Consider the following 20,823-nt stretch of genomic DNA (forward strand, 5'->3'; position numbering starts at 1 on the left):
CGTTTAAAGCGCTTTATCAGGTGTCGATTCAAGCTCATACATACGTGCCATGAAGGCACGCCATTGCTGAAACTGCTGTTCCATATTACCGGTCAACTTGGTGCTTTGATTTTCAAACTCAATCACTTGAGGTGACATTTCCAAATCCAGTGACTGGCCCAGCTCATTGATCGCATCCTGATGGAATTTGGCTTCTTCACGCGAAGTAATACCACTGGTAATTAACACCGCACCGCCAATCCCTCCGGCGATAGTGACCATATCCCTGCCCAAGTTATTGTCATAACGGCTGCCATTTGAACCTACCGCCACCGCCGCAGCAATTAATAAGGCGCCACCCACAATTTTCATCAGACTTTTATTCTGTGCTTCTTGTTGAAGTTTCAGTTCTGTCGCACTGGCTTTTTGCCAGGTCAGATAACTGTCATCCATTTTCTGTGAAAAAGCGGCGTAGTTAGGTTGCAGGTTATCAACAAATAATTGTTCTTTAACGCGAATCGCTTTCACTCGTTCATAAAGCGGATCCGCTTCACTCGGCATGCCTTTAAGTTTAATTGGCGTGGAGCTGGTATCCATATATTCATCAAAGGCTTTGTCGTTAAAGCTGGCACCGAAGCGTAAATCAGCAATGTGTTTTACCGTGCTTAAGTCCGATGGTTTTTGTTTCAGTAAGGCTTTGACGATATCAGCCGCTGCTTTATCAAATGCCGGATCATAAGGATCCTTATCGGTATTTCTGGGATTTTTGTAAAAGCCATCTCCCACCTCGTAGTCGATATTGTCATCCAGCCACTGTTTGCCACTGGCATCGACCACTTGCATATCAAATTCCACTTCCAGGCCATTTGATTCAACAATATTGCCTAAAACATATAGATCACCTGAAGCGGTTTTATCAGGTGTGACTCGAACCGCACCAAACTTGCCAGTATCATCGAGCGCTTTTTTAAGTTTATAGGCGAAACGATTTGCTTCAGCCCGACGCAGTTCCGGCCATACACCTTCTTTTTCATAATTGGCCGCTTTGTCAGAAAGACCGGGTGAGAACACTGGAATAACCACGTCCATTTTTGGGCCGCTGTAAGCCGTTTTCGACATATCTTCACTAAAGCTTGAAGACGATCGCGGTCCGACATTCACACCTGATCCGGATGTAGTAGCACAGCCCGTCAGCACATGCAGCATGACCAGCAGGTAGACCAGAAACTTGGATGGTTTTCTAAAACGATCAATGTTCAACGTTCATACCCTTATATTTTCTGTATTCATCCCAGAGCTTTTTGCGTATCTCTGGGTCGGTTTCTGCCTCGGCGGCGACACGGATCTGAGCAGCAATGGCATCATCATTATCCGCTGGTGGAATATCTTCCGGAATCTTACCATTCTCAGCGACACTGCCTGAGGCAGATATCTTACCTGAACCCGATTCAGTTGATTCTTGTGTATCTGATGCCGCTGCCATAGCTTCGTTAGAAGGCGCTTGTTCTGTGCCTTGCATCATGTCACTGGCTACTGATTCGGTACCACTGGCACCACCTGCTAAACTTCCATTGCCGGTGTCACCACCGCCGCCACCTGAACCGGAGCCAGCGCCAGCACCTGAGCCATTACCACTATTAGCTGAGGATGAATTGGATGAGATGGAGATATTACATAACTCAAAGCGATTGAGAGAATCACTCAGCGCCTGTTCCATACGGGCCAGTTTTTCTGCTCGGGTCAACGCGGGATTATCCAGATAATCCACACTCACATTTTTACAATCCGTTGTATTGCTTGCGGATTCATCCGCCTGACTCAGCCCGGAATAGAGCATAGAACCCGACGCAATGGTGAGTAATAAAAAGACAGAGATAGGCTTTTTTCTCATCGTTGAAAAACGCTCCCGAGATATTCATTGATTAATGATAGCTATCTTAAAACGATAAGACAGCAAAAAGCACAGATCTTTCCTGACCTGTGCTTCAGCTGATAATAAAATGCTACAAGCAGTGAGTGACTTAAGTGTTATTCGGGGCTAACACGCCATATCGTGTTGCCGACATCATCAGCCACCAATAAGCCACCCATTTTATCGACCACAACACCGACCGGACGTCCTCTTGCATCACCATCCTCATTGACAAATCCGGTTAAGACTTCCTGAGGAAGGCCATCAGGCTTACCATTCTTAAACGGTACAAAAATCACTTTATAACCGCTTAATGGTTTTCTGTTCCACGAACCGTGCTGACCAATAAACGCGCCATGATGATATTTCTCTGCCAGCAAATCTGCTTCATAAAACGTCAGGCCCAATGATGCAGTATGAGCGCCCAATGCATAATCGGGTTTGATAGCTTTTTTCACTAACTCAGGTCGTTGCGGTTGCACTCGGGTATCTACGTGTTGTCCGTAGTAACTATAAGGCCAGCCATAGAATGCACCGTCTTTCACTGAGGTCATATAATCCGGCACCAGATCACTACCGATTTCGTCACGTTCATTGACCGTGGTCCAAAGCTCGCCGGTCTGTGGCTGCCAAGCCAGTCCATTAGGGTTGCGTAAACCTGAGGCAAATATACGTTTTTCACCGGTTTGCAGGTTCACTTCCAGAATGGCTGCACGATTTTCTTCTGCTTCTATGCCGTTTTCACCGACATTACTGTTTGAACCCACAGTGGCATAAAGCTTTGTGCCATCTTTATTTGCAATAATATTCTTGGTCCAATGGTGGTTAATCGGTCCTCCCGGTAAATCTGTCACATGCTCTGGCTTAGCGGTGATTTGAGTCTGTCCTTCTTTATAAGGGAATCGCACAATCTCATCAGCATTGGCGACATAAAAGTCATTGCCAATCAGTTCCATACCAAAGGGAGAATGTAGATTATCTAAAAACACATGCCGTGTTTCAGCGACACCATCATTATCGTTGTCACGAAGTAAGGTAATTCTATCGGCACTGGGTACTGCCGCACCGGCATCTTCTAATACCATACCTGTAATCCAGGACCTAATACTCCAATCTGTACTTTCACTCTTTGGTGCATTTGATTCAGCTACTAATACATCGCCGTTGGGCAAGACATACAACCACCGAGGATGATCTAAATCCACAGCAAACCGATTGACCATAAGTCCTTCAGCAGCAGTGGGTTTGGCATCAATCGGCCAGCCCTCAGCGGGAGCAATATTTAGGGTGGGGATAAGCGATGTTTCGGGTGCCACTAAAACAGGATCAGGTCCAAAATCCGCTTGTGATGCAATTTTAGATGTATCGCCACAGCCACTCAGGCTAAGGGCGATAATACTGATCGCGGCGCTGTTTTTATAAAGGTGCTGCATAGTGTGCTCCTTTGAATGAATATTTGAGTCTAACAATATTGACCTTACCAATGACTTGCTTTGGGTTAAAGGATGATTACTTGAAATGGATCAACGTGATCGTCAATAAAAAATGACCTTGGAATTCTTTAATAATTCACATTGTCATAAAAAGCGGTTTATTCACCTTTCAAGGAGATAACATGCAAATTCAGGTAAATACCGATCGTCATATTCCAGGTGACGATACGCTCACTGATTCGATTCGTGAGGAATTACAACACGCTCTTAAACGCTTCGATGAACACGTCACCCGCATCGAAGTCCACCTAAGCGATCAAAACAGTGAAAACCGTGGCGGAGCCGATGATATTCGCTGCCTGATTGAAGCTCGGATAGAAGGTCATCAACCCAATGTGGTCACCCATGATGCCGCCTCTGTCAAACAAGCATTTACCGGAGCCACCGATAAAATCAAACGTGTACTCACCACCACGATTGAACGCATGAAATCACACTAAGAACGTATTTTCTATCCATCATAAAAGGCCAAACAATTTGATTTGTTTGGCCTTTTTTATTCTGATTCCCATGGATCTCTTGTGAGCGAGTATTTATTTATCTGCGGTGAATAACGTGATTAATCACCGCATAAAATGCGGTAAATAATTTGTTTTTGCGGTGAATAAAGATTATTATCACTGCATAATTTGCGGTGATTAATATGTGGATATACCAACACAAGAACTGGCCTGACTTTTCGTGGAATGTAAACATCCTGGCCGCTAAGCTAGCTGATATTCGTCATCAGCAGGGCCGCTTACTTGGCAGAATGGAAGCGATCGGCTTTGACTTGAGAAGAGAAGCCAGCCTCAGAACATTAACTAATGATGTGGTGAAATCCTCAGCCATTGAGGGTCATACTCTAAATCCTGATGAAGTACGTTCCTCCATTGCTCGTCGCTTGGGTATGGATATTGGCGGTTTGATTCCAGCTAGTCGTGATGTCGAGGGCATCGTCGAAATGATGCTGGATGCGACACAACGCTTCTCCAAACCTTTAACAACAGTACGTTTGTTTGATTGGCACGCCGCACTTTTCCCGACTGGGCGAAGCGGTATGCACCACATCACAGTGGGCGACTGGCGCTTAGTTGAGAATGATCCTATGCAAGTCGTCTCAGGTCCAATCGGAAAAGAAAAAATTCATTTTGAAGCGCCAGCCGCTGAAAAAGTGAATGCAGAAATGGGTACGTTTATAAAGTGGTTTGAGAGTAAAGCTGATATCGACCCCGTTATAAAAGCTGGCATTGCTCATCTCTGGTTTGTGACTATTCACCCTTTTGAAGATGGCAATGGCCGAATTGCTCGAGCGATTGCCGATATGGCATTAGCGAGAGCAGATAAGATGCCCGAGCGGTTTTATAGTCTGTCTAATCAAATTGAGAGTGAACGAAAACAGTACTACGCACATCTTGAAAAACAGCAACGAGCAACACCTGATATCACAGAATGGCTAAGCTGGTTTTTAGATTGTTTGGGCCGAGCTATTACCAATGCAGATGAAACGCTAAGTAATGTGTTATTCAAAGCCAGATTATGGGATAGAGTTAACCAAAACCCGGTTAATGAACGACAGCGCCGTATTATCAATCGTATGCTTGAAGATGATTTTGAGGGACACATGAATACCTCTAAATATGCCAAGTTAGCTAAGTGCTCAAACGACACGGCATTACGCGATATTCAAGATTTAGTTACGCGACAACTCTTTATACAAAACCCAGGCGGTGGACGGAGTACGAGTTATAGGCTAACAGCTGAGATAGATTAGTGGGGTGTGCTATTAAAGAAATTACGATCCCTTGATTCTTGGCTTTGTTGTAGTATTCAAAAATCGCGACATGATTAACTAAAAGGAATTAGATAAATGGGACGTCTTAGTGAAGAGCAGTTTATTGAGTTGGTACAAAAAGCTGAGCGAGATTCATTCAAGAGCCCGGGTAAGTACAAGCTTCAATTAGCATTATTTGCATTGCTTGGTTATGTCGTTATTTTTTCAGTGCTGTTTGTGTTGATTATTTTGGTGGGCGGCACGGTTGGCATCGCGCTGTTGAGTAGTAGTATTTTCTTACTATTACTTAAGAAGAAACTCATCTTTATGATTCTCGCGGCAATCTGGGTTTTTCTTAAAGCGTTGTGGGTGAAGTTTGAACCGCCTACGGGTTATCGCTTAGAAAAGAATTCGTATCCAGCGCTTTTTAGCGAGATAGATCAGTTAACTCGATCGTTGAAGTCATTAAAAATTCATCAAGTATTAGTCACGGATGAGTTAAATGCGGCTGTAGTACAAAGCCCTAAATACGGCATTTTTGGTGGTCAGCAGAATACCTTGATTTTAGGCCTTCCCCTGTTACTGGCTTTATCCCCCACAGAGATGCGTGCAGTGCTTGCTCATGAGTTTGGCCATTTATCAGGTAATCATAGTCGTTTTTCAGGCTGGATTTATCGGGTTCGTATTACCTGGAGCCGCATCATGAATTCGTATGAAAATACGGATTCATTTGGTGCCTCAATGATGCGATCGTTTTTTGATTGGTATGCACCAAAGTTTTCCGCCTATTCATTTGCACTTGCTCGTAATAATGAATACGAGGCAGATGACATTTCAGCTGAGCTGACATCACCAGAAACGGCTGCAAAAGCCTTAGTTAATGTTTATGTTTCCGCGCCTTATATTGAGCAGGATTACTGGAGTAAATTGATCAAAAGCGCTGATGATAGCGCTAGCCCACCGAAGACTCCATTTAAAGATTTGGCTAATTTTTTAAAACATAGCCCAATTGCACGAGATGAATTTGTAAAGCGTATTGAAAAAGAATTAGAGGTTAAAACGCATTATTCAGACACCCATCCAAGCCTGAATGACCGTGTGAGATCCTTGACCAGTGAATTTGTTATACCCGAGCCAGTTAAACGTAATGCCGCTGAAGTTTGGTTGGGCGATCGTTATCAAGCGGTGTTAACTCACTTCGATAAAAAGTGGTATGAGGATAATCGTCAGGGTTGGAAAAATCGCTATGACTATGTACAAAATGCCAGAGCATCAATTGTCGATTTCAAATCAAAACAGCCTGATGAGTTAACCGATGATGAGTTATGGGAATACGCCAGCTACACGAACGAGTTTGAAGATGCTGAAGCGGCCTATTCTCTGTTTAGCCTTTATCAAAAAAGACATCCTGACAGTATTGGTGCCGCTTATTATGTTGGTAAATACTTGCTCAATAACAATCGTCCAGAGGGTCTTTCACAATTAAGAGTGGCCTTTAGAAGTCCAAACTTATTAACGGAAGTGGCTAATTTAGGTTACAACTTTCTCATAGAACTCGGCGAGCAGGACAAAGCTGAAAAGTGGTGGCAAGACGCAGCCGATGCATATAAATTTCATCAAGAAGTGTATGAAGAGCGAGAAAATATCTCCATCGATGATCACTTTAAGTGGCCAGAAATTGGCGATGAAACACTTGCTAATCTGAAGAAGCGATTAAAGTCTCAGAAAAATGTTGGTTCAGTCTGGTTAGCCGAAAAAGTCTTAAAGCTGGATACGACTGTACCGGTTTATATTATTGCCTTTTCACCAAAGGGCATCTTTACTCGTACAGATAACGCAGCACAGAAATTAGCAAACGCTTTAAATTTGGATTTCCCCATTTTTGTTGTGTGCCTCAAAGGTGATTCGAAAGAATTTGGCAAGAAGATTAAGGCGATTGGAAAGCGGATACTTTAAAAGAGGAGTCAAGGGGACATCAGTTTTATTCTGGTTTAATTATCAAGTTGGCTGACCCCTTGATTCGTGTTTCAGTAAGAACAAGATCTATTTTTCTGGTTGAGAGTCCCAACAGTGAAAAAATTAGGCTATTTTTTACTCTGATCCTAGATACTCCTTAACGACCATGCACACATAGGAATGAATCTGCAGGATGGACAATTTAATTCAAATTACTGGCGATGACATTGCATCACTTAACGATGCTGATTTAAGAAACTTAATCGGTTTACTCTGTGAAGCGGAATATAGCTTAGCAGGCTTATCCACTTCAGGAATCACATATGGTGGGCATCAAGATGCAAGTGATGGCGGGCTTGATGTTGTGATTGAAAGTGATGTTGCTCCACAAAACAGCTATATCTCCTGTCCATCTGTTGGCATTCAGGTTAAAAAGCCGAAAATGCCCAGAGCTGCAATTCTAAAAGAAATGAAGCCTAATGGAAGATTGAGAGATGTTATTAAGTCTCTTATCACAAAAGAAGGGGCATATTTAATTATCAGCTCAGGAGATTCCACAACAGATTCCACATTGCAAAGCCGTAAAGCAGCCATGCTAGAAGCATTAAAAGGGGAAGCTGATAAAGATAAGTTATTCATTGATTTCTATGATAGAAGCCGAGTCGCTAGCTGGGTGAGAAATCATCCAGCACTGATTTTGTGGGTACGAAACAAAATTGGAAAACCATTTTCGGGCTGGCAACCATATGGTAATTGGGCGAACTCACCCAATGGTGTTGAAGATGAATACCTATTTGATGACAATTTACGGCTTCATGATGGCACATCATCCAAAAGCGATAACTCATCCGTCATAGAGGGGCTTAACCATCTTCGAGAAAAGCTCTCTCATCCACATTCATCCGTAAGGTTAACAGGTCTGTCTGGGGTAGGAAAAACAAGACTGGCTCAGGCGCTGTTTGATGAAAGGATCGGTACTCATGCACTTAATCAGGCAAATGTGCTCTATACAGACATTTCAGATTCACCAACCCCTGAACCTATCCAATTTACCGAACAACTTATCGCTAGAGGTGATAATGCCACCCTGATTGTAGACAATTGCTCAAAAGAGCTGCATGACAAGCTTACGCTAATCTGTAAGCGCCCTGAAAGCAAGCTCAGTCTCATGACTGTGGAATATGATGTAAGAGAACACCTCCCGGAAGAAACATATGTTTTTAGGCTTGAACCATCAAGTGATGAACTCATATCAAATCTGATAGAACAACGCTATCCTCACATAGGACAAGTCAATGCGAGAAGCATTGCAAATTTTTCTGGAGGGAATGCCCGTATAGCGATTGCTATAGCGAATACAGTTGGAAAAAGTGAAAACATATCAGAATTAAAGCAAGAAGCTTTGTTTGAACGACTTTTTCATCAACGAAACCATCCAAATGAGGAATTAATGACATCTGCGTATGCACTATCTCTAGTGTATTCATTTGATGGTGAAGATATTGACCCAAATAAGTCAGAACTATCTATTTTAGGTTCATTCTTCAATAAAACAGCCAACGAATTATATAGAGCCGTTACTATTTTAAAAGAACGCGACCTAGTTCAATCTCGCAGCAAGTGGCGAGCGGTGTTACCTCATGCGATTGCCAATAGGTTAGCTATAAAAGCAATATCTCAAATTCCTAAAAGCCCGCTCACCAATAAATTTTTAACTTGCGGTTCAGAAAGATTGCTCAAATCCTTTAGTCGCCGCCTGGGTTATCTACATGACTGTGAAACAGCCAAAAACATTGTAGATGAATGGCTAGAACCTGAAGGCTGGATAGGAAAACATGTAACCAACCTAAATCCACTAGGTCTTGAGATACTCAAAAATATTGCTCCCGTATCACCCCAAAAAACACTAGCACTTTTTGAGCATGCTGCTCATAGCGATAACGGCTATAAATTCACAAGTCGAGAGCATAAACACAGTAGAGATTTTACAAAATTAATTCGTTTAATTGCTTATGACCGCATGCTTTTTCAACGTTGCTCAGAACTACTCTGCAAATATGCAATCACTGAAAAACCAGGTGAAAATAATAATTCGATTAGAGACTTATTTAAATCACTATTTTACATTTATCTGTCTGGAACACATGCAATAGCAGAAGAGCGGAGTAACATAATTCGAAGCCTCTTAGTATCAAGTAATGAAAATGAACAAACCCTAGGGGTTGAGTTGTTAAGTGCTGCCCTAGAGTCTGGGCACTTTAGTTCGCACTACGAATTCAGTTTCGGTGCTCATTCAAGAGATTTTGGTTATCAGCCAAAAACAAATAAAGACGTATTTCTCTGGTTTGAACACTATATAAATTTATGCATAGAGTTTTCTGAACCTGGCATGGCTATATCTACAGAGGTCCGAAAATGCTTAGCATCCCAATTAAGATCTCTGTGGATTAACGCTGGTGTGAACACTCTCTTAATAGAAGCAGCTAAAAAAATTAACGCATCCGCTCCATGGCCCCAAGGCTGGTCAGCCAGTCAATCAATCCGCCGCTTTGATCTAAAGGGGTTTGATGAAGAAAAAACATCCCAATTTATAGAATTCGAGAATGCCTTAAGGCCTAAAACACTTATAGAGCATGCACGGATTTTTCTTTATCCTCGACGCGGTAACTATGTTGATTTTTTTGACTTTGATACGAATGAAGATGCTTCTCTTGATGAAGTGAAATCATATGATGCAAGCACTAAACGTGTCAGTAAGTTTATAGAAAATATAGGCAATCAGATCGGTTATGATGAAACCGTATTCACAGAGTTATTACCTGAACTATTATGTTCGAATTTAAATACTGTTGGTTTTTTAGCTGAAGGGCTGGCACAAAGTACCAATTCCCCAGATAAAGTTTGGCAAAAACTATACAAGAGTTATATAGAGTTACCTAAAGATAAGCGGCATATCAGCTTCTTAATTGGTTTTTTAGGTGGATATAGACTCTCTTCACCTACATTTTTTGACGAAGCTTTAGATCAAATGGTTAGTGATGAAGAGTTAGGAGAATGGTTTCCTACGTTCCAAATTGCTTTCCCTCTAGATGAAAAAGGACTTACTCGACTTTACCTAGCTTTAGATGTAAACAAAGCGGATATTTTTCAATACAAACAGCTTGCTTGGGGGGGAGCACATGAGAACATTAATGATGCAAATTTATTAGACTTACTCGAAAAAGTTAACTCCAAAGAAAATGGAAATATTGTCTGCCTTGAAATACTCCATATGAGGATTTTCAGCAATAAAGAAGAAAAAAGAGAGCATCCCAAGGCATTATTATCTTTTGCTCGTAAAGTTTTATCGCAATATTCTTTTGTTAAAAATACTCATGATCATATAGGTGATTACAGATTATCCGAAGTCGCAAAGGCATGTCTAAACGACGAACCAGATAATTACATCATTGCCATCTTCGATAATATTGTTAATGCATTTAAAGACTATTGGCGAAACTCATATGAGTTTGAAAAGTTTTTTAGTGTATTAGCTAAGCTGCAACCTGAATTGTTCTTGAATAAATTCATGAATGAGGATGGTATCGTCACATCTTATACACTCACAAGTGCCAGACGACAAAGTCCTCTGGCATTTTTAGATGATTCAGTCATTACTGAATGGCTAAAAGGTGATCTAGAAAACCGTTGGCCTGCTCTAACTCAATCGGCTCCACTATCTAAGACAAAAGAAAATTCCGAAAAACATGAATGGCGACCTTTTGTCCTCTGGATAATTGAAAACATAAATGAATATGACAAATTATTTGAGGATATGTGGCTTTCATTATGGCCGACATCATGGAGTGGTTCTAGAGCAGACATAGTTGCAAAAAGAGCTTACTTATTTGATGACCTTTTTAACCACTCAAATAGTGAAGTAGCTAATTTTGCAAAAAAATATGCTCTTCAAATACAAAAAGAAATTGCTAAAGAAAGAGAGCGTGAGGCAAGAGACAATAAACGTGAACATGAAACTTTCGAGTAAGGAAATATCAAGCCGCACATCAGTCTGATGTTATTGAGCAACCCCGATCCCAATTTAAAATCACACACTGTGCCCCTATTGACTCCAGATCATGACGAACAACTATAATGTGACACTCCCCCGATATCACTCAGCTCTGCTGGCATAAGCCGATAGTATTTTTCCTCGATGTCTTTTGATTGTTCGGCGTAGGGTTGTGTCATCACTTCCTGGAGCTCACGAAGAAGTGTGTATTCACCTTCGGCTGCTTGTTTATAAGCAGCAACGAGCTGCCACTCTCGCAAAATATATTTCGGATTGACCTGTTTCATTTGACTGGAAATCGCTTCACGGGAACGGGTAGAGTTTGCATCGTTATTGTCACTGATGCCTACCAGCGTTTGCCATTTATCAAGCCATGCTGACCAATGTTGCTCAATATCCTGAATGTTTGGAGATGTTGAGTTAATGCCATTCTCAGAAGAACTCAATTCACCATAAAAGCTTTTTTTCAGTGGCTCGATTTTGTCTGGCAACGCTGATAGCTCTCGAAAGAAAATGGTGTAATCAACGGGTGTCAGCGTCATGAGACTGATGAGCTCGCTGAATAATGCCTCGTTATAATCCTCAAGCCCGAGTTTAGCTGCCCACATCTTTTCTAATTGTGTCTGGATGACGTTAGCAAAACCTTGTTGAACGTCTTCAAGCTCTGATAGGTAATGTTGATCGCCCTTAAGCAGAGGCTGTAATGCTTTACAAAACATAGCGAAGTTACGCGCTGCCGCAGCGGGTTGGTTAAAGAATGAGAAATGACGTCCACCGCCGATCCATGGCTGGTATAGAGGATCAAACGCTTCACAGAAGCCAAAAGGACCATAGTCCAGCGTAAAACCGCCGACCGCGCAGTTGTCACTGTTGAAATTGCCTTGGCAATAACCGACACGTATCCAGTTAGCAATAAGCGAGGTGAGGCGTTCACGAAACGCCTTGGCAAGTGAAATGACATTGGTTTCGATATTCAGGTTGTTATCGATAACGTCAGCATATTCTCGATCGATTACGTGCAAGACGATCTTTTCAAGCTCATCCATGGCATTTTCATGTGCATGATTCACAACGCGACGAGCAAATAGCTCAAGTTGACCCACTCGAATAAAGGAGGTGGCGACTCGTGTTGAGATGGCAACGGATTCATTGATAACAATATCCGGTTCAGCTGCTGTTGAACCCTCCGAATACCAGGGCCGTCTGACCCGTTCGGTTGTCGAGGCATACAAACTTAATGAACGTGATGTGGGCACACCGAGTGCGTGCATATGCTCTTGAGCAAGAAACTCTCTAATGCTAGAACGTAAAACAGCCCGACCATCTGCACCCCGGCAGTAGGGTGTTCGACCACCACCTTTTAATTGCATTTCCCAGCGTTGGCCTTTGATAACCGCTTCTAGTACGGAAATTGCCCGACCATCACCGTAGCCGTTACCGGTTTGGAATGGACACTGTTGAGTGTATTCCGTACCGTAAATAGATAAGGCGTAACCCGTCGCCCAACCGACTTTACGGATAGGCTCTGGAACATAAGTGAGATCGCCGGAAAACAGTCGAATGAAGTCTTCCGAGGTCGCCAGGCTGTCTGCGAAACCCAGTTCATCGAAAAAGGTTTTACTGTGCGTCACATAAACGGGGTTTTCGATGGGCGTAGGTTTTACCGGAACATAATGCCCCGAGAAAACTTGTCTTGGATAATGATCATCGCCATTTACCGTCGCGTCAGGATCACAATTGAGTGAGTCCATGAGCGAATAGCTCGTGAGTGTTGCAAGGTCGTCGAGTGTCGAGACTTCTGAAGTCATAATTCGGGGGCTTATCAATAGTGTCAGAGTGTTTGATGTCACCAGTATGACTGGCTTAATCAGGTGAAGTTCTACGTTAACATTTAACTGAATTTACTCAAAACCCAATAAGCAGGACGAGTCAGGAAGAAATGGAAGCAATCGGGAAATTAAGGGTCAGCCAACTGGATTAGGCTGACCCATATTTATAGTAAAAAATATCGATAAAGCAATTACGCAGTATGAGGTGAAAGAGCAATTACTCTTACTGTTTCGCTGTTAGTGCTTGTTGGACCCAGCCTTCAGCACCGTCATCTGTGGTGACAAAATAAAAGCCGTTTGCTTGTTCACCCATAAATACCAGACTGCTGGTTTTATCAACGAGCGAGACGGTCTCTGATGATTTGCTTGGATCTTTATAGACTTTTAGTTTGTTGATTTTAGCAACCAATACATCACCTGCTTCAAGAGCGCCGCTAGTATCTTCTGACTCATTATTACCAAACCCCATCGTTTTGCCGAGAGAACTGACTTCTTTTGAACTGCTGCTGACATCAGAAACTGCATTTTTCAGATCACGAATACCATCCATGAAGTCTGCATGTACGACGGGGGTAATGGCAGTCAAACTCATTGTAATTGCTAGAAGAAGGGCCTGTTTGAACATGGTTATATATCCTTATTGAGAATGATTATTTTTGTATTTTTCGGATAATAACTAATTTTGTAAAAAATCTCTTACATTTCTTAACAGTCCGGTTTGCAAGCCAATCACATTAACCAAATTTATTAAAAATCCAATAAGCGGGACGAATTAGCAAAAAATGAATAACTCTGTAAGTCCAGGTTATCAATATATAGAGCGGACTTATAAAGCCGAGTAATGGCAGATAAAAAATAACAAAACTCAGCCGGTGCAGCAGATAACGGAGAGTGAATGGAAACCAGTGACGGTAATGGACTCTGAGTGGTGAGGCCCAGAGTTTGAGGTATAAGAACCAGGATGTTTTGTAGGCGACCAGGCCAATCACTAATGAAGCGATTAATGAAAGATGAACCCATGACGCGATAGCTGGGTGGATGCGATCATCCAGTTCTTTCGCTCGAGCCTCATTGGGCTGAAATAGCATGACGGATTTTGTTAAAACATGCAGTGGCATTAAGGCGAGATCGATGCTGCTGCTTTGCGTTTGGATGGCTTTAGTAGGCGCGCTGTGGTCAAAATGCAGGGCGGTACGTAATTTCCCTGATGAATCAATTTCTACCGGCACAGGTGATGAGGAGTTTTTGGGGGCGAAGGCATTATAAAAATCACCAGCGGTATATGAAGTTAAACTACCGGTATCTTTTCGTTTTTGCCAGTCTTTAGCCAATTGATCTAAGGTCTTTTTGGGGTTGTCTGAGCCTAGAATGATCAGACTGATATCTCTATCAGCAGCGACTTTTTCCAAATCCATTACAGCGATCTTTTCTTTACCTTGAATGATAAAGCCATTCTCTACCTTGGCTGAAATAACAAAGCTTTGCTGCCGCATTGTTTTGAGTGCATTTAGTAACTGGTTTGTGCCGACTTTATCCACGGGTATTTTTGAGCCGTAGCTTTGTTTGGGCAGTGTCAGATCAGGACTATCGGTTAATTGAATCAAGCGCATATTCGCCGAGGTAACCGGCCGCTGTAACTGCCACAGTGCCGTTTTTAATGAAGACATATCGCTAATGTTGACGCTGATATGGTTATCAATCAGTTTGGTCGTTGTCGGGCTGGTGCTTAAGGAATAGGTTTTGCCATGTCGTGATTTGAGTTTGATGGCAACGTCTGCGGGCAGTTTATTAAAGGCATCCAGAGAGTAGGGGAGATTGCTTTCAGAAAGTAATAAGGTGGCTTGTTTGTTTGCATCCACCGCATTTTCAGTGAATTGATGCACAGGCACGCTTTTGCCATCGGGTGTTCTTGCCATCCACTGGTTTTGGCTGTGGTTGAAGCTAATTTCAGCGACACTGCCTTCTGGGTAATGAGCTAATTCATCAGCAAACCGGAAAGATGAGGCGTGATGTGTGTCCGGCGCATCCACTTTTTTGCCTAATTTTGCCAAACCAGAGATCAAACCTGCTTCGGCCTGAGGAACTGTCAAAATGAATAGGGCGGCCAGGGCTAGGAAAAGCCAGCTTATTTTAGTGGGTGAAGCGGTCATTCAGACGTCGTTCTCTTATGGTCCATCACATCGGAAAAAATGGTACAGCAAATTTGAGCTTAAAGGCATAAATCAGCGTGTTTACTGGAAGCAGTTAACAAATTTATTAATCTGTTTTAACGATTAAATTAACAGGAAATAATCGTTGTATTAAATTATTGCTTCTAAATTAAACTGTGGCTGAATTTCAGGGGCATGGCAAATGTGTGAGTCAGCGTCGGCCCTTCGCTCATATTGCCTATATAAGGGAATTGCCATGTTTAAGAAACTTTCTATACCTAAGGCTCTGCAGTTAGCATTCGGCGCATCAATAGCGATTATCATTGCAGTGGGCATTTATCCACTATTCGCTATTCATGATCTGCAAAATAAATTTGTCTCTGTGGTGGATCGAAATGTCAGCTTATTAACCACGATTTCTGATTTACGTTATTACACCGTTACTTATCGTCGCTTTGCTTTAGATTATGGGTTGACCAATGATGCAGACGAGCACCAGAAGATATTGGTGACGATTGATTACAACAATCAGAAGATGTCTGAAGCCATGAAGCACATGCTTTCCTTAGCCGATACGCCTGTCATTCGCCAGAATATAGAAAGTTTTCAGCAGCAAATAGCTGACTATGTTGCCATGCAGAACAAGTATATCGAGCTTATTGATCAAGGCCGAATTGATGAAGCAAGACAAGAAATGCTGGGTCCGATGCTGGCGCCTTTTAATGCGATTGTTAAGTTATTAAGCGATTTACAACATGACTTGCAGGCTGAAGCGATTGAGATCAAACAAAATGAGGCGGCACACATTCAGACATTGGTCATACAGAGTGCTGTGACAGGCATTATTTCTGTGGCCTTTGTGTTGCTGATGATCTTCTTCATCACCCGTAAAGTGACCGTGCCTCTCGATAAATTGATCCAACAAATGCAGGCGGTAGAGCAGGGAGACTTGAGCAAAAACTTAGTGCTCTCAGAGTTTGCTGAGGATGAGTTGGGATCGGCAGCTTATTATTTTGATCAAATGCAGCGTGGTCTGGCGCAGTTAGCCCAGGAAATCAACGACAGTGTGCAATCATTGGAAGTGACCAGTGAACAGTTAAATAATAGAGTGCAGGAAACGACGCTAAATCTGGCGACACAGCGTAACGAAATTTCTCAAATCGCCACAGCGACTGAGCAAATGCAGGTGGGATTTGAAGAGGTAGCGATACGTACCGTGGATGCTTCTCAGCAAAGCGAAAAAGCCAGCCACGAAGCGCAGGAAAGTGGCGAGATGATTCAGCAGTCGATACAGCAGACGGAAGATATGGCGACGGCGTTAAGTAATACCTCTGAAGTGGTGACTAAATTACAACATGACAGTCACAATATCAGTGTTATTTCAGAAGTGATTAGCGGTATTACAGAGCAGACAAACTTACTTGCCTTAAATGCAGCTATTGAAGCTGCCAGAGCCGGTGAAGCGGGTAGAGGTTTTGCGGTGGTGGCTGATGAAGTGCGTAAATTGGCGACGAAAACCAAGTCATCTTTGGGGGAAATTGCCGATGTGATTGCCTCAATTCAGCGTAATGCGGCTCAAGCGGCGGATATGATGCAAAGCAGTCAGGAACAGATGCGTTCAGGCCTCAGCCAGATTCGTAATATGGGCAATTCTTTCGACAATATATTGCAGGTCTCCGACAGAATTGCCGGTATGAGTAGTCAGATTGCCACTGCCACGGAACAGCAAACTTCCGTTGTTAAAAATTTAAGTGAGAGTGTTTCGACTATATACCAAGCTTCTGATCGTATTGCTGACAGTGCGAAATCAACCGAACAAGCTTGTTTAGCTTTGGGTAATGAAAGTCAGCACTTAAGTCAGTTAGCCAGTCGCTTTAAACTAGCTTAGATTTATCGTGCCGGGAAACAGTGAAAGAAAATAATATGTTGTAGAAATAAAAAAGCCTCGAGACTTTGCAGTATCGAGGCTTTCGTATTCTTATGGTACCCAGGGCCGGAATCGAACCGGCACGCCGGATTAGGGCGAGGGATTTTAAGCACAACCTAGTACTTTAGTATTGTACATTAAGCTAAAGAAGTTAAAGTGTTTATTTTGATGTCTTTTTATGAATAGCTTGCAATCGAGACTATGTAGATATTTTTTGCGTAGTTTGCTTGCCTGATTTTGGTAAGTTGAAGAAAATTAAAGGATATTGGCGCGGGAGAAGCGAAGAAAAGTTGAGCTCATCAATGATTTGCTACGACTTTTAGGTGATTCTCTGAGTGATAAATTCAAGCATCTCACTAATGAACTCTCCATCATCATTTTCATACCAGATGATTTCACTATCTTCAGTTTCGCCATATTCTTTGAATCTAAAGTACCCGTGTAAATTTTTTGTAGGTGGCGAATGATAGATGCTGGTTATGGATGAGAAGGGTATTGTTTCAATAGCCCATGGGAAAAACCAGAACTTACGGTGAATCGTTAGGTGTTTCTCGTATACGTTGATGATTCTGGGTAAGCCAAGCCATGGGGTTTTTGTAGTAAATTCATATTCATGTTTTTGACTCATAACGTCCTGTCCTCAGCATAGATTTATAGAATAGTACAGCTTTCCGCATTCTTGCGAGTTGCAAAAAAGTCCCCTGTGTCCAGTCTAAATCCCTAATTGCCCCGGATGCCCACTAGCCAACGATTAGCAAATTTATCTAGGATTTTGGCTTGCAATCTTAAGAAGTGAATCCTAGGATTAAAAAGCAATTTTTTGAGCTCACCTCAATGGTGTGCATATGGAAGATGTATCGATAATGGCATCTCTCATTAAATGCATTCTTGTCAGTTAAAACTGACCTTTGAAATAATTTAATGAGTACAGAAATGACTAAAACAATAAAAAAAATAAATCCAGTCAATCTCACCGCTCCACACAGCAGCAAGCTACCCCCGACTTCGACTCGTACCCAACCTAATGAGGGTGCTGCACAAAGACTCATGAATGCCTGCTGGCAATCAAAAGATCTTGTTCATCAGATGGCTGTATCTGATCGTCATGCAAGAGATTTCAGGCATGAAGTTGTAACCAACATTGCTAAAGATATTCATCCGGCTGAAAAATACCTGCGTCAGGGCAAAGACATCTATTTTGCCCCAGCCGAGTTTAAAGCTGGTGAAAATCGCAAAGCGGATAATGTTGTCGGTGCCTGCTGCTTCTGGCTGGATATTGATTGTGGTTTCGAGAAAGAAAAATCTGGTAAAGGCTATACATGCGTCGATTCTGCATTAAAAGCACTAGAAGATTTCTGTAAACAGGCAGAGTTGCAGAATCCAAGCTACATAATCAATAGTGGTAACGGTCTACATGTTTATTGGCTAATGGATGAACAGATTAAGCGTGAAAAATGGCAAGAAGCAGCGAAGAAGCTCAAAGCGCTAACTGAACATCTCAGTCTCAAAGCTGATGATAGTCGTACTGCTGATATTGCGAGCCTTTTGCGAATTCCAGCCACGCTAAATTACAAATATAACCCAGCTAAACCAGTTGAAGTGTTAACTGAGACTGGAAAGAAGATTGATGTCGACAGGATGATGGTTTCGATAGAGTCGGCTTACCAACGATTGTGCTCTTCTCAAGTTGTTCAGTTACCTATAACTAGAGCTGAAACGGTATCAAAAAGTGAGCTGGAAAGAATTAAGTCAGCATTGTCTGTGCTAAATCCAGATTGTAGTGAAGTAGAGTGGAAATTGAAACGTCTAGCACCACTGGCTATGCTAGCCAGGGAGCATCCAGCACAAGCAGATAAGATAAAACTGACAGCTATGGCATGGAGTCGAGGTGACTTTCAGGATAAACCATCCAGAAAATGGGAAACTAAAGGCATAAATGGTCAGTCGGGAGAGGAGTTATTTGAGGTGTTATGGCAACGATTTCTCTCTCCAAGCTATTCTGGCGAGCCCGTTACTGTTGCCACAATAATTCATGATGCAAAGTCAAAAGGTTGGTTGGATAGTAATCTGGCGAAGTTGCCACAGCTTGCTGTCATACAGGAATATTTTGCCTTAATGAAAATGGCGGGAAAGGTGTGGGTAGTTGATAGAGAAGCTTTAAAGCAGAAAGGTAAGCATCTGGATATGTTTAATCGAGTAGATGGTGGGTTACTGATTACTCGTAAAGCATATGAATTATTTGGTGAACAGGCTGAAACAAAGAAATTAGTCAGTACATTTTATACAAGCCCAAATACAACGTGCTTTGATGGTATTGAATTCAACCCTGTCGGTACGACAGAAAACTGTTTAAATTTATGGGCTGGACCAACCATTGCTGCTGAAAAAGGAAGTTGGTCACGTATTAAGACTTTTTTATATGACATCGTTTGCAACAAAAATGATGAGTACTATCAATATTTAATTAATTACTTCGCTCATATGGTTCAGCGGCCAGAAGAAAAGCCCGGTGTCATGATAATTCTGTTAGGAGGTCAAGGAATTGGCAAAGGCACCTTGGGACGTATTCTGCAAAAGATATGGAATGCTAGCTATCTTCAAGTTCACAATGTGGACAGTATTACAGGAAGCTTCAATGCCGCTCTCGAGCAGTCATTTGTGGTTTTCATGGATGAAGCGTTATTTTCTGGAGATAGACGAGCCGCTGATGCACTTAAATCACTAGTGACTGAGCCCACTGTCTACATCAACGAGAAGCATCAGCCAGCAAGGCAGATGAAAAGTTTTCATCGCTTCTTTGCTGCCACTAACGCAGATCATTTCAAAAACACGGAAAGGGACGACCGGCGAGATTTTGTGCTTCGTGTATCAGATGAACGTAAAAATGATGCTGAATATTGGACAGCGCTGAATGAACAAATGACTAATGGTGGTGTGGAGGCGCTGCTGTATGAGCTAGAAAATATTGACCTTACAAACTTCAATGTCAGAGCTAAACCATCAACATATGCGCTGGTTGAGCAGAAAATACTGAGCCTAGACCATGTCGCTAGATGGTGGCACGACAGTTTGGAGCAAGGTTATATCGAGGTTGGCCAAAGCCTTTCGGTCACGCAATCTGAGAATAGTAATCAGTGGCCAGAATTTATCAGCACAGCGGATGTGATTGAGGAAATTGAAAATACATCGGGTAGGAGAGTGTATAAAAAGCCGATTGCTCGAGAGGTGATACAGGCATTCGGCAAGTTCTGCCCAAGCGCACAACAGCAGCAAAAGCGCATCGATAGAACTAAAAAGCGTGGATTGGCAGTACCACCTTTAGAGCAAGCACGAAAGGAGTTTGAACAATTTATCGGTGGCAGTATTGAGTGGCCTGATGTTGTAAATGATGCAGGTGCTGATGAGGATAAGCTTAAAGCAAACAGGCTGGCTGTACTCGAAGAGTTTTGAAGCATCAAGGCCTAAGCGTGTCTTTTCAAACTGTTAATTTGAGGGGGGGGGGAACAGGAGGAACGCTAATGGCACAGCTATACGTACCGGCAGAATCTGTTGGTAGCGTTGGGTTGGGGGGGATGTTGGTACGGATGAACGGGTGATTTTAAAATTTATTTCTCCCTCTGGTGCTCATGAAAAAGCTCTCAGTAAACACGCCGCATAAGCCAAATTTAAAAAAGTTGTGCCCAGATTGCCGTGCCATCCGTGCCGCTGACATGAATGTTAGGACTAACAAGAAAAGAAGGGTGAACGGGTCGCTGAGTAGCAGGACACTGCAG

The 20,823-nt window shown here is 42.5% G+C and carries 13 protein-coding genes; 6 read left to right on the top strand and 7 right to left on the bottom strand.

Features of this window, described 5'->3' with window-relative positions; genetic code table 11:
* Positions 1 to 3: 3 nt before the first annotated feature.
* The 3 genes from MAMP_RS02255 to MAMP_RS02265 all read right to left on the bottom strand — a co-directional run bounded on the left by MAMP_RS02255 (position 4) and on the right by MAMP_RS02265 (position 3,324).
* A complete protein-coding gene (locus MAMP_RS02255) occupies positions 4 to 1,239 on the bottom strand; it encodes a hypothetical protein (RefSeq protein WP_007144352.1) in 1,236 nt (411 codons plus the stop codon).
* Positions 1,229 to 1,870 carry a hypothetical protein gene (locus MAMP_RS02260; protein WP_007144353.1) on the bottom strand — a complete coding sequence of 214 codons (642 nt, stop codon included), beginning with the start codon at positions 1,868 to 1,870 and terminating at the stop codon, positions 1,229 to 1,231. The genes MAMP_RS02255 and MAMP_RS02260 overlap by 11 nt, the downstream gene beginning before the upstream one ends.
* 137 nt (positions 1,871 to 2,007) lie before the next feature.
* On the bottom strand, positions 2,008 to 3,324 hold the full coding sequence (locus MAMP_RS02265) for a PQQ-dependent sugar dehydrogenase (RefSeq protein ID WP_007144354.1): 1,317 nt from the start codon (positions 3,322 to 3,324) through the stop codon (positions 2,008 to 2,010).
* A 182-nt stretch (positions 3,325 to 3,506) separates the two neighbouring features.
* On the opposite strand from MAMP_RS02265, the gene MAMP_RS02270 reads away from it, so the two are divergent.
* From MAMP_RS02270 to MAMP_RS02285, 4 genes are all read left to right on the top strand, one after another.
* Complete coding sequence (locus MAMP_RS02270) at positions 3,507 to 3,824, top strand: HPF/RaiA family ribosome-associated protein (protein ID WP_007144355.1); 318 nt, start codon at positions 3,507 to 3,509, stop codon at positions 3,822 to 3,824.
* Between the two features lie 203 nt (positions 3,825 to 4,027).
* On the top strand, positions 4,028 to 5,137 hold the full coding sequence (locus tag MAMP_RS02275; protein WP_007144356.1) for a Fic family protein: 1,110 nt from the start codon (positions 4,028 to 4,030) through the stop codon (positions 5,135 to 5,137).
* A 96-nt stretch (positions 5,138 to 5,233) separates the two neighbouring features.
* Positions 5,234 to 7,093 (top strand): M48 family metalloprotease, encoded by a 1,860-nt coding sequence (locus tag MAMP_RS02280; protein ID WP_007144357.1) that lies wholly within the window; start codon positions 5,234 to 5,236, stop codon positions 7,091 to 7,093.
* Positions 7,094 to 7,286: 193 nt separating this feature from the next.
* Entirely contained in the window at positions 7,287 to 11,120 is a 3,834-nt protein-coding gene (locus tag MAMP_RS02285; RefSeq protein WP_007144358.1) for a hypothetical protein, read from the top strand.
* A gap of 89 nt (positions 11,121 to 11,209) precedes the next feature.
* Here the strand turns inward: MAMP_RS02285 and MAMP_RS02290 are convergent, their stop codons facing one another.
* From MAMP_RS02290 to MAMP_RS02300, 3 genes are all read right to left on the bottom strand, one after another.
* On the bottom strand, positions 11,210 to 12,895 hold the full coding sequence (locus MAMP_RS02290; protein ID WP_007144359.1) for a protein adenylyltransferase SelO: 1,686 nt from the start codon (positions 12,893 to 12,895) through the stop codon (positions 11,210 to 11,212).
* 301 nt (positions 12,896 to 13,196) lie between these two features.
* Positions 13,197 to 13,565 carry an SH3 domain-containing protein gene (locus MAMP_RS02295; protein ID WP_139031823.1) on the bottom strand — a complete coding sequence of 123 codons (369 nt, stop codon included), beginning with the start codon at positions 13,563 to 13,565 and terminating at the stop codon, positions 13,197 to 13,199.
* A gap of 142 nt (positions 13,566 to 13,707) precedes the next feature.
* Positions 13,708 to 15,123 carry a hypothetical protein gene (locus MAMP_RS02300; protein WP_007144361.1) on the bottom strand — a complete coding sequence of 472 codons (1,416 nt, stop codon included), beginning with the start codon at positions 15,121 to 15,123 and terminating at the stop codon, positions 13,708 to 13,710.
* A gap of 256 nt (positions 15,124 to 15,379) precedes the next feature.
* On the opposite strand from MAMP_RS02300, the gene MAMP_RS02305 reads away from it, so the two are divergent.
* Positions 15,380 to 17,011: a methyl-accepting chemotaxis protein gene (locus MAMP_RS02305; protein WP_007144362.1), complete on the top strand. Its 1,632-nt coding sequence runs from the start codon at positions 15,380 to 15,382 to the stop codon at positions 17,009 to 17,011.
* A 358-nt stretch (positions 17,012 to 17,369) separates the two neighbouring features.
* Here MAMP_RS02305 and MAMP_RS02310 read toward each other — a convergent pair whose 3' ends face one another.
* On the bottom strand, positions 17,370 to 17,678 hold the full coding sequence (locus tag MAMP_RS02310; RefSeq protein WP_007144363.1) for a hypothetical protein: 309 nt from the start codon (positions 17,676 to 17,678) through the stop codon (positions 17,370 to 17,372).
* Positions 17,679 to 17,983: 305 nt separating this feature from the next.
* Here MAMP_RS02310 and MAMP_RS02315 point away from each other — a divergent pair, with 305 nt between their 5' ends.
* A complete protein-coding gene (locus MAMP_RS02315) occupies positions 17,984 to 20,500 on the top strand; it encodes a DUF5906 domain-containing protein (protein ID WP_007144364.1) in 2,517 nt (838 codons plus the stop codon).
* The last annotated feature ends 323 nt before the right edge of the window (positions 20,501 to 20,823 follow it).

Origin of the sequence: Methylophaga thalassica MP, assembly GCF_000214595.1 — a bacterium.
Taxonomy (GTDB): Bacteria; Pseudomonadota; Gammaproteobacteria; order Nitrosococcales; family Methylophagaceae; genus Methylophaga; species Methylophaga thalassica.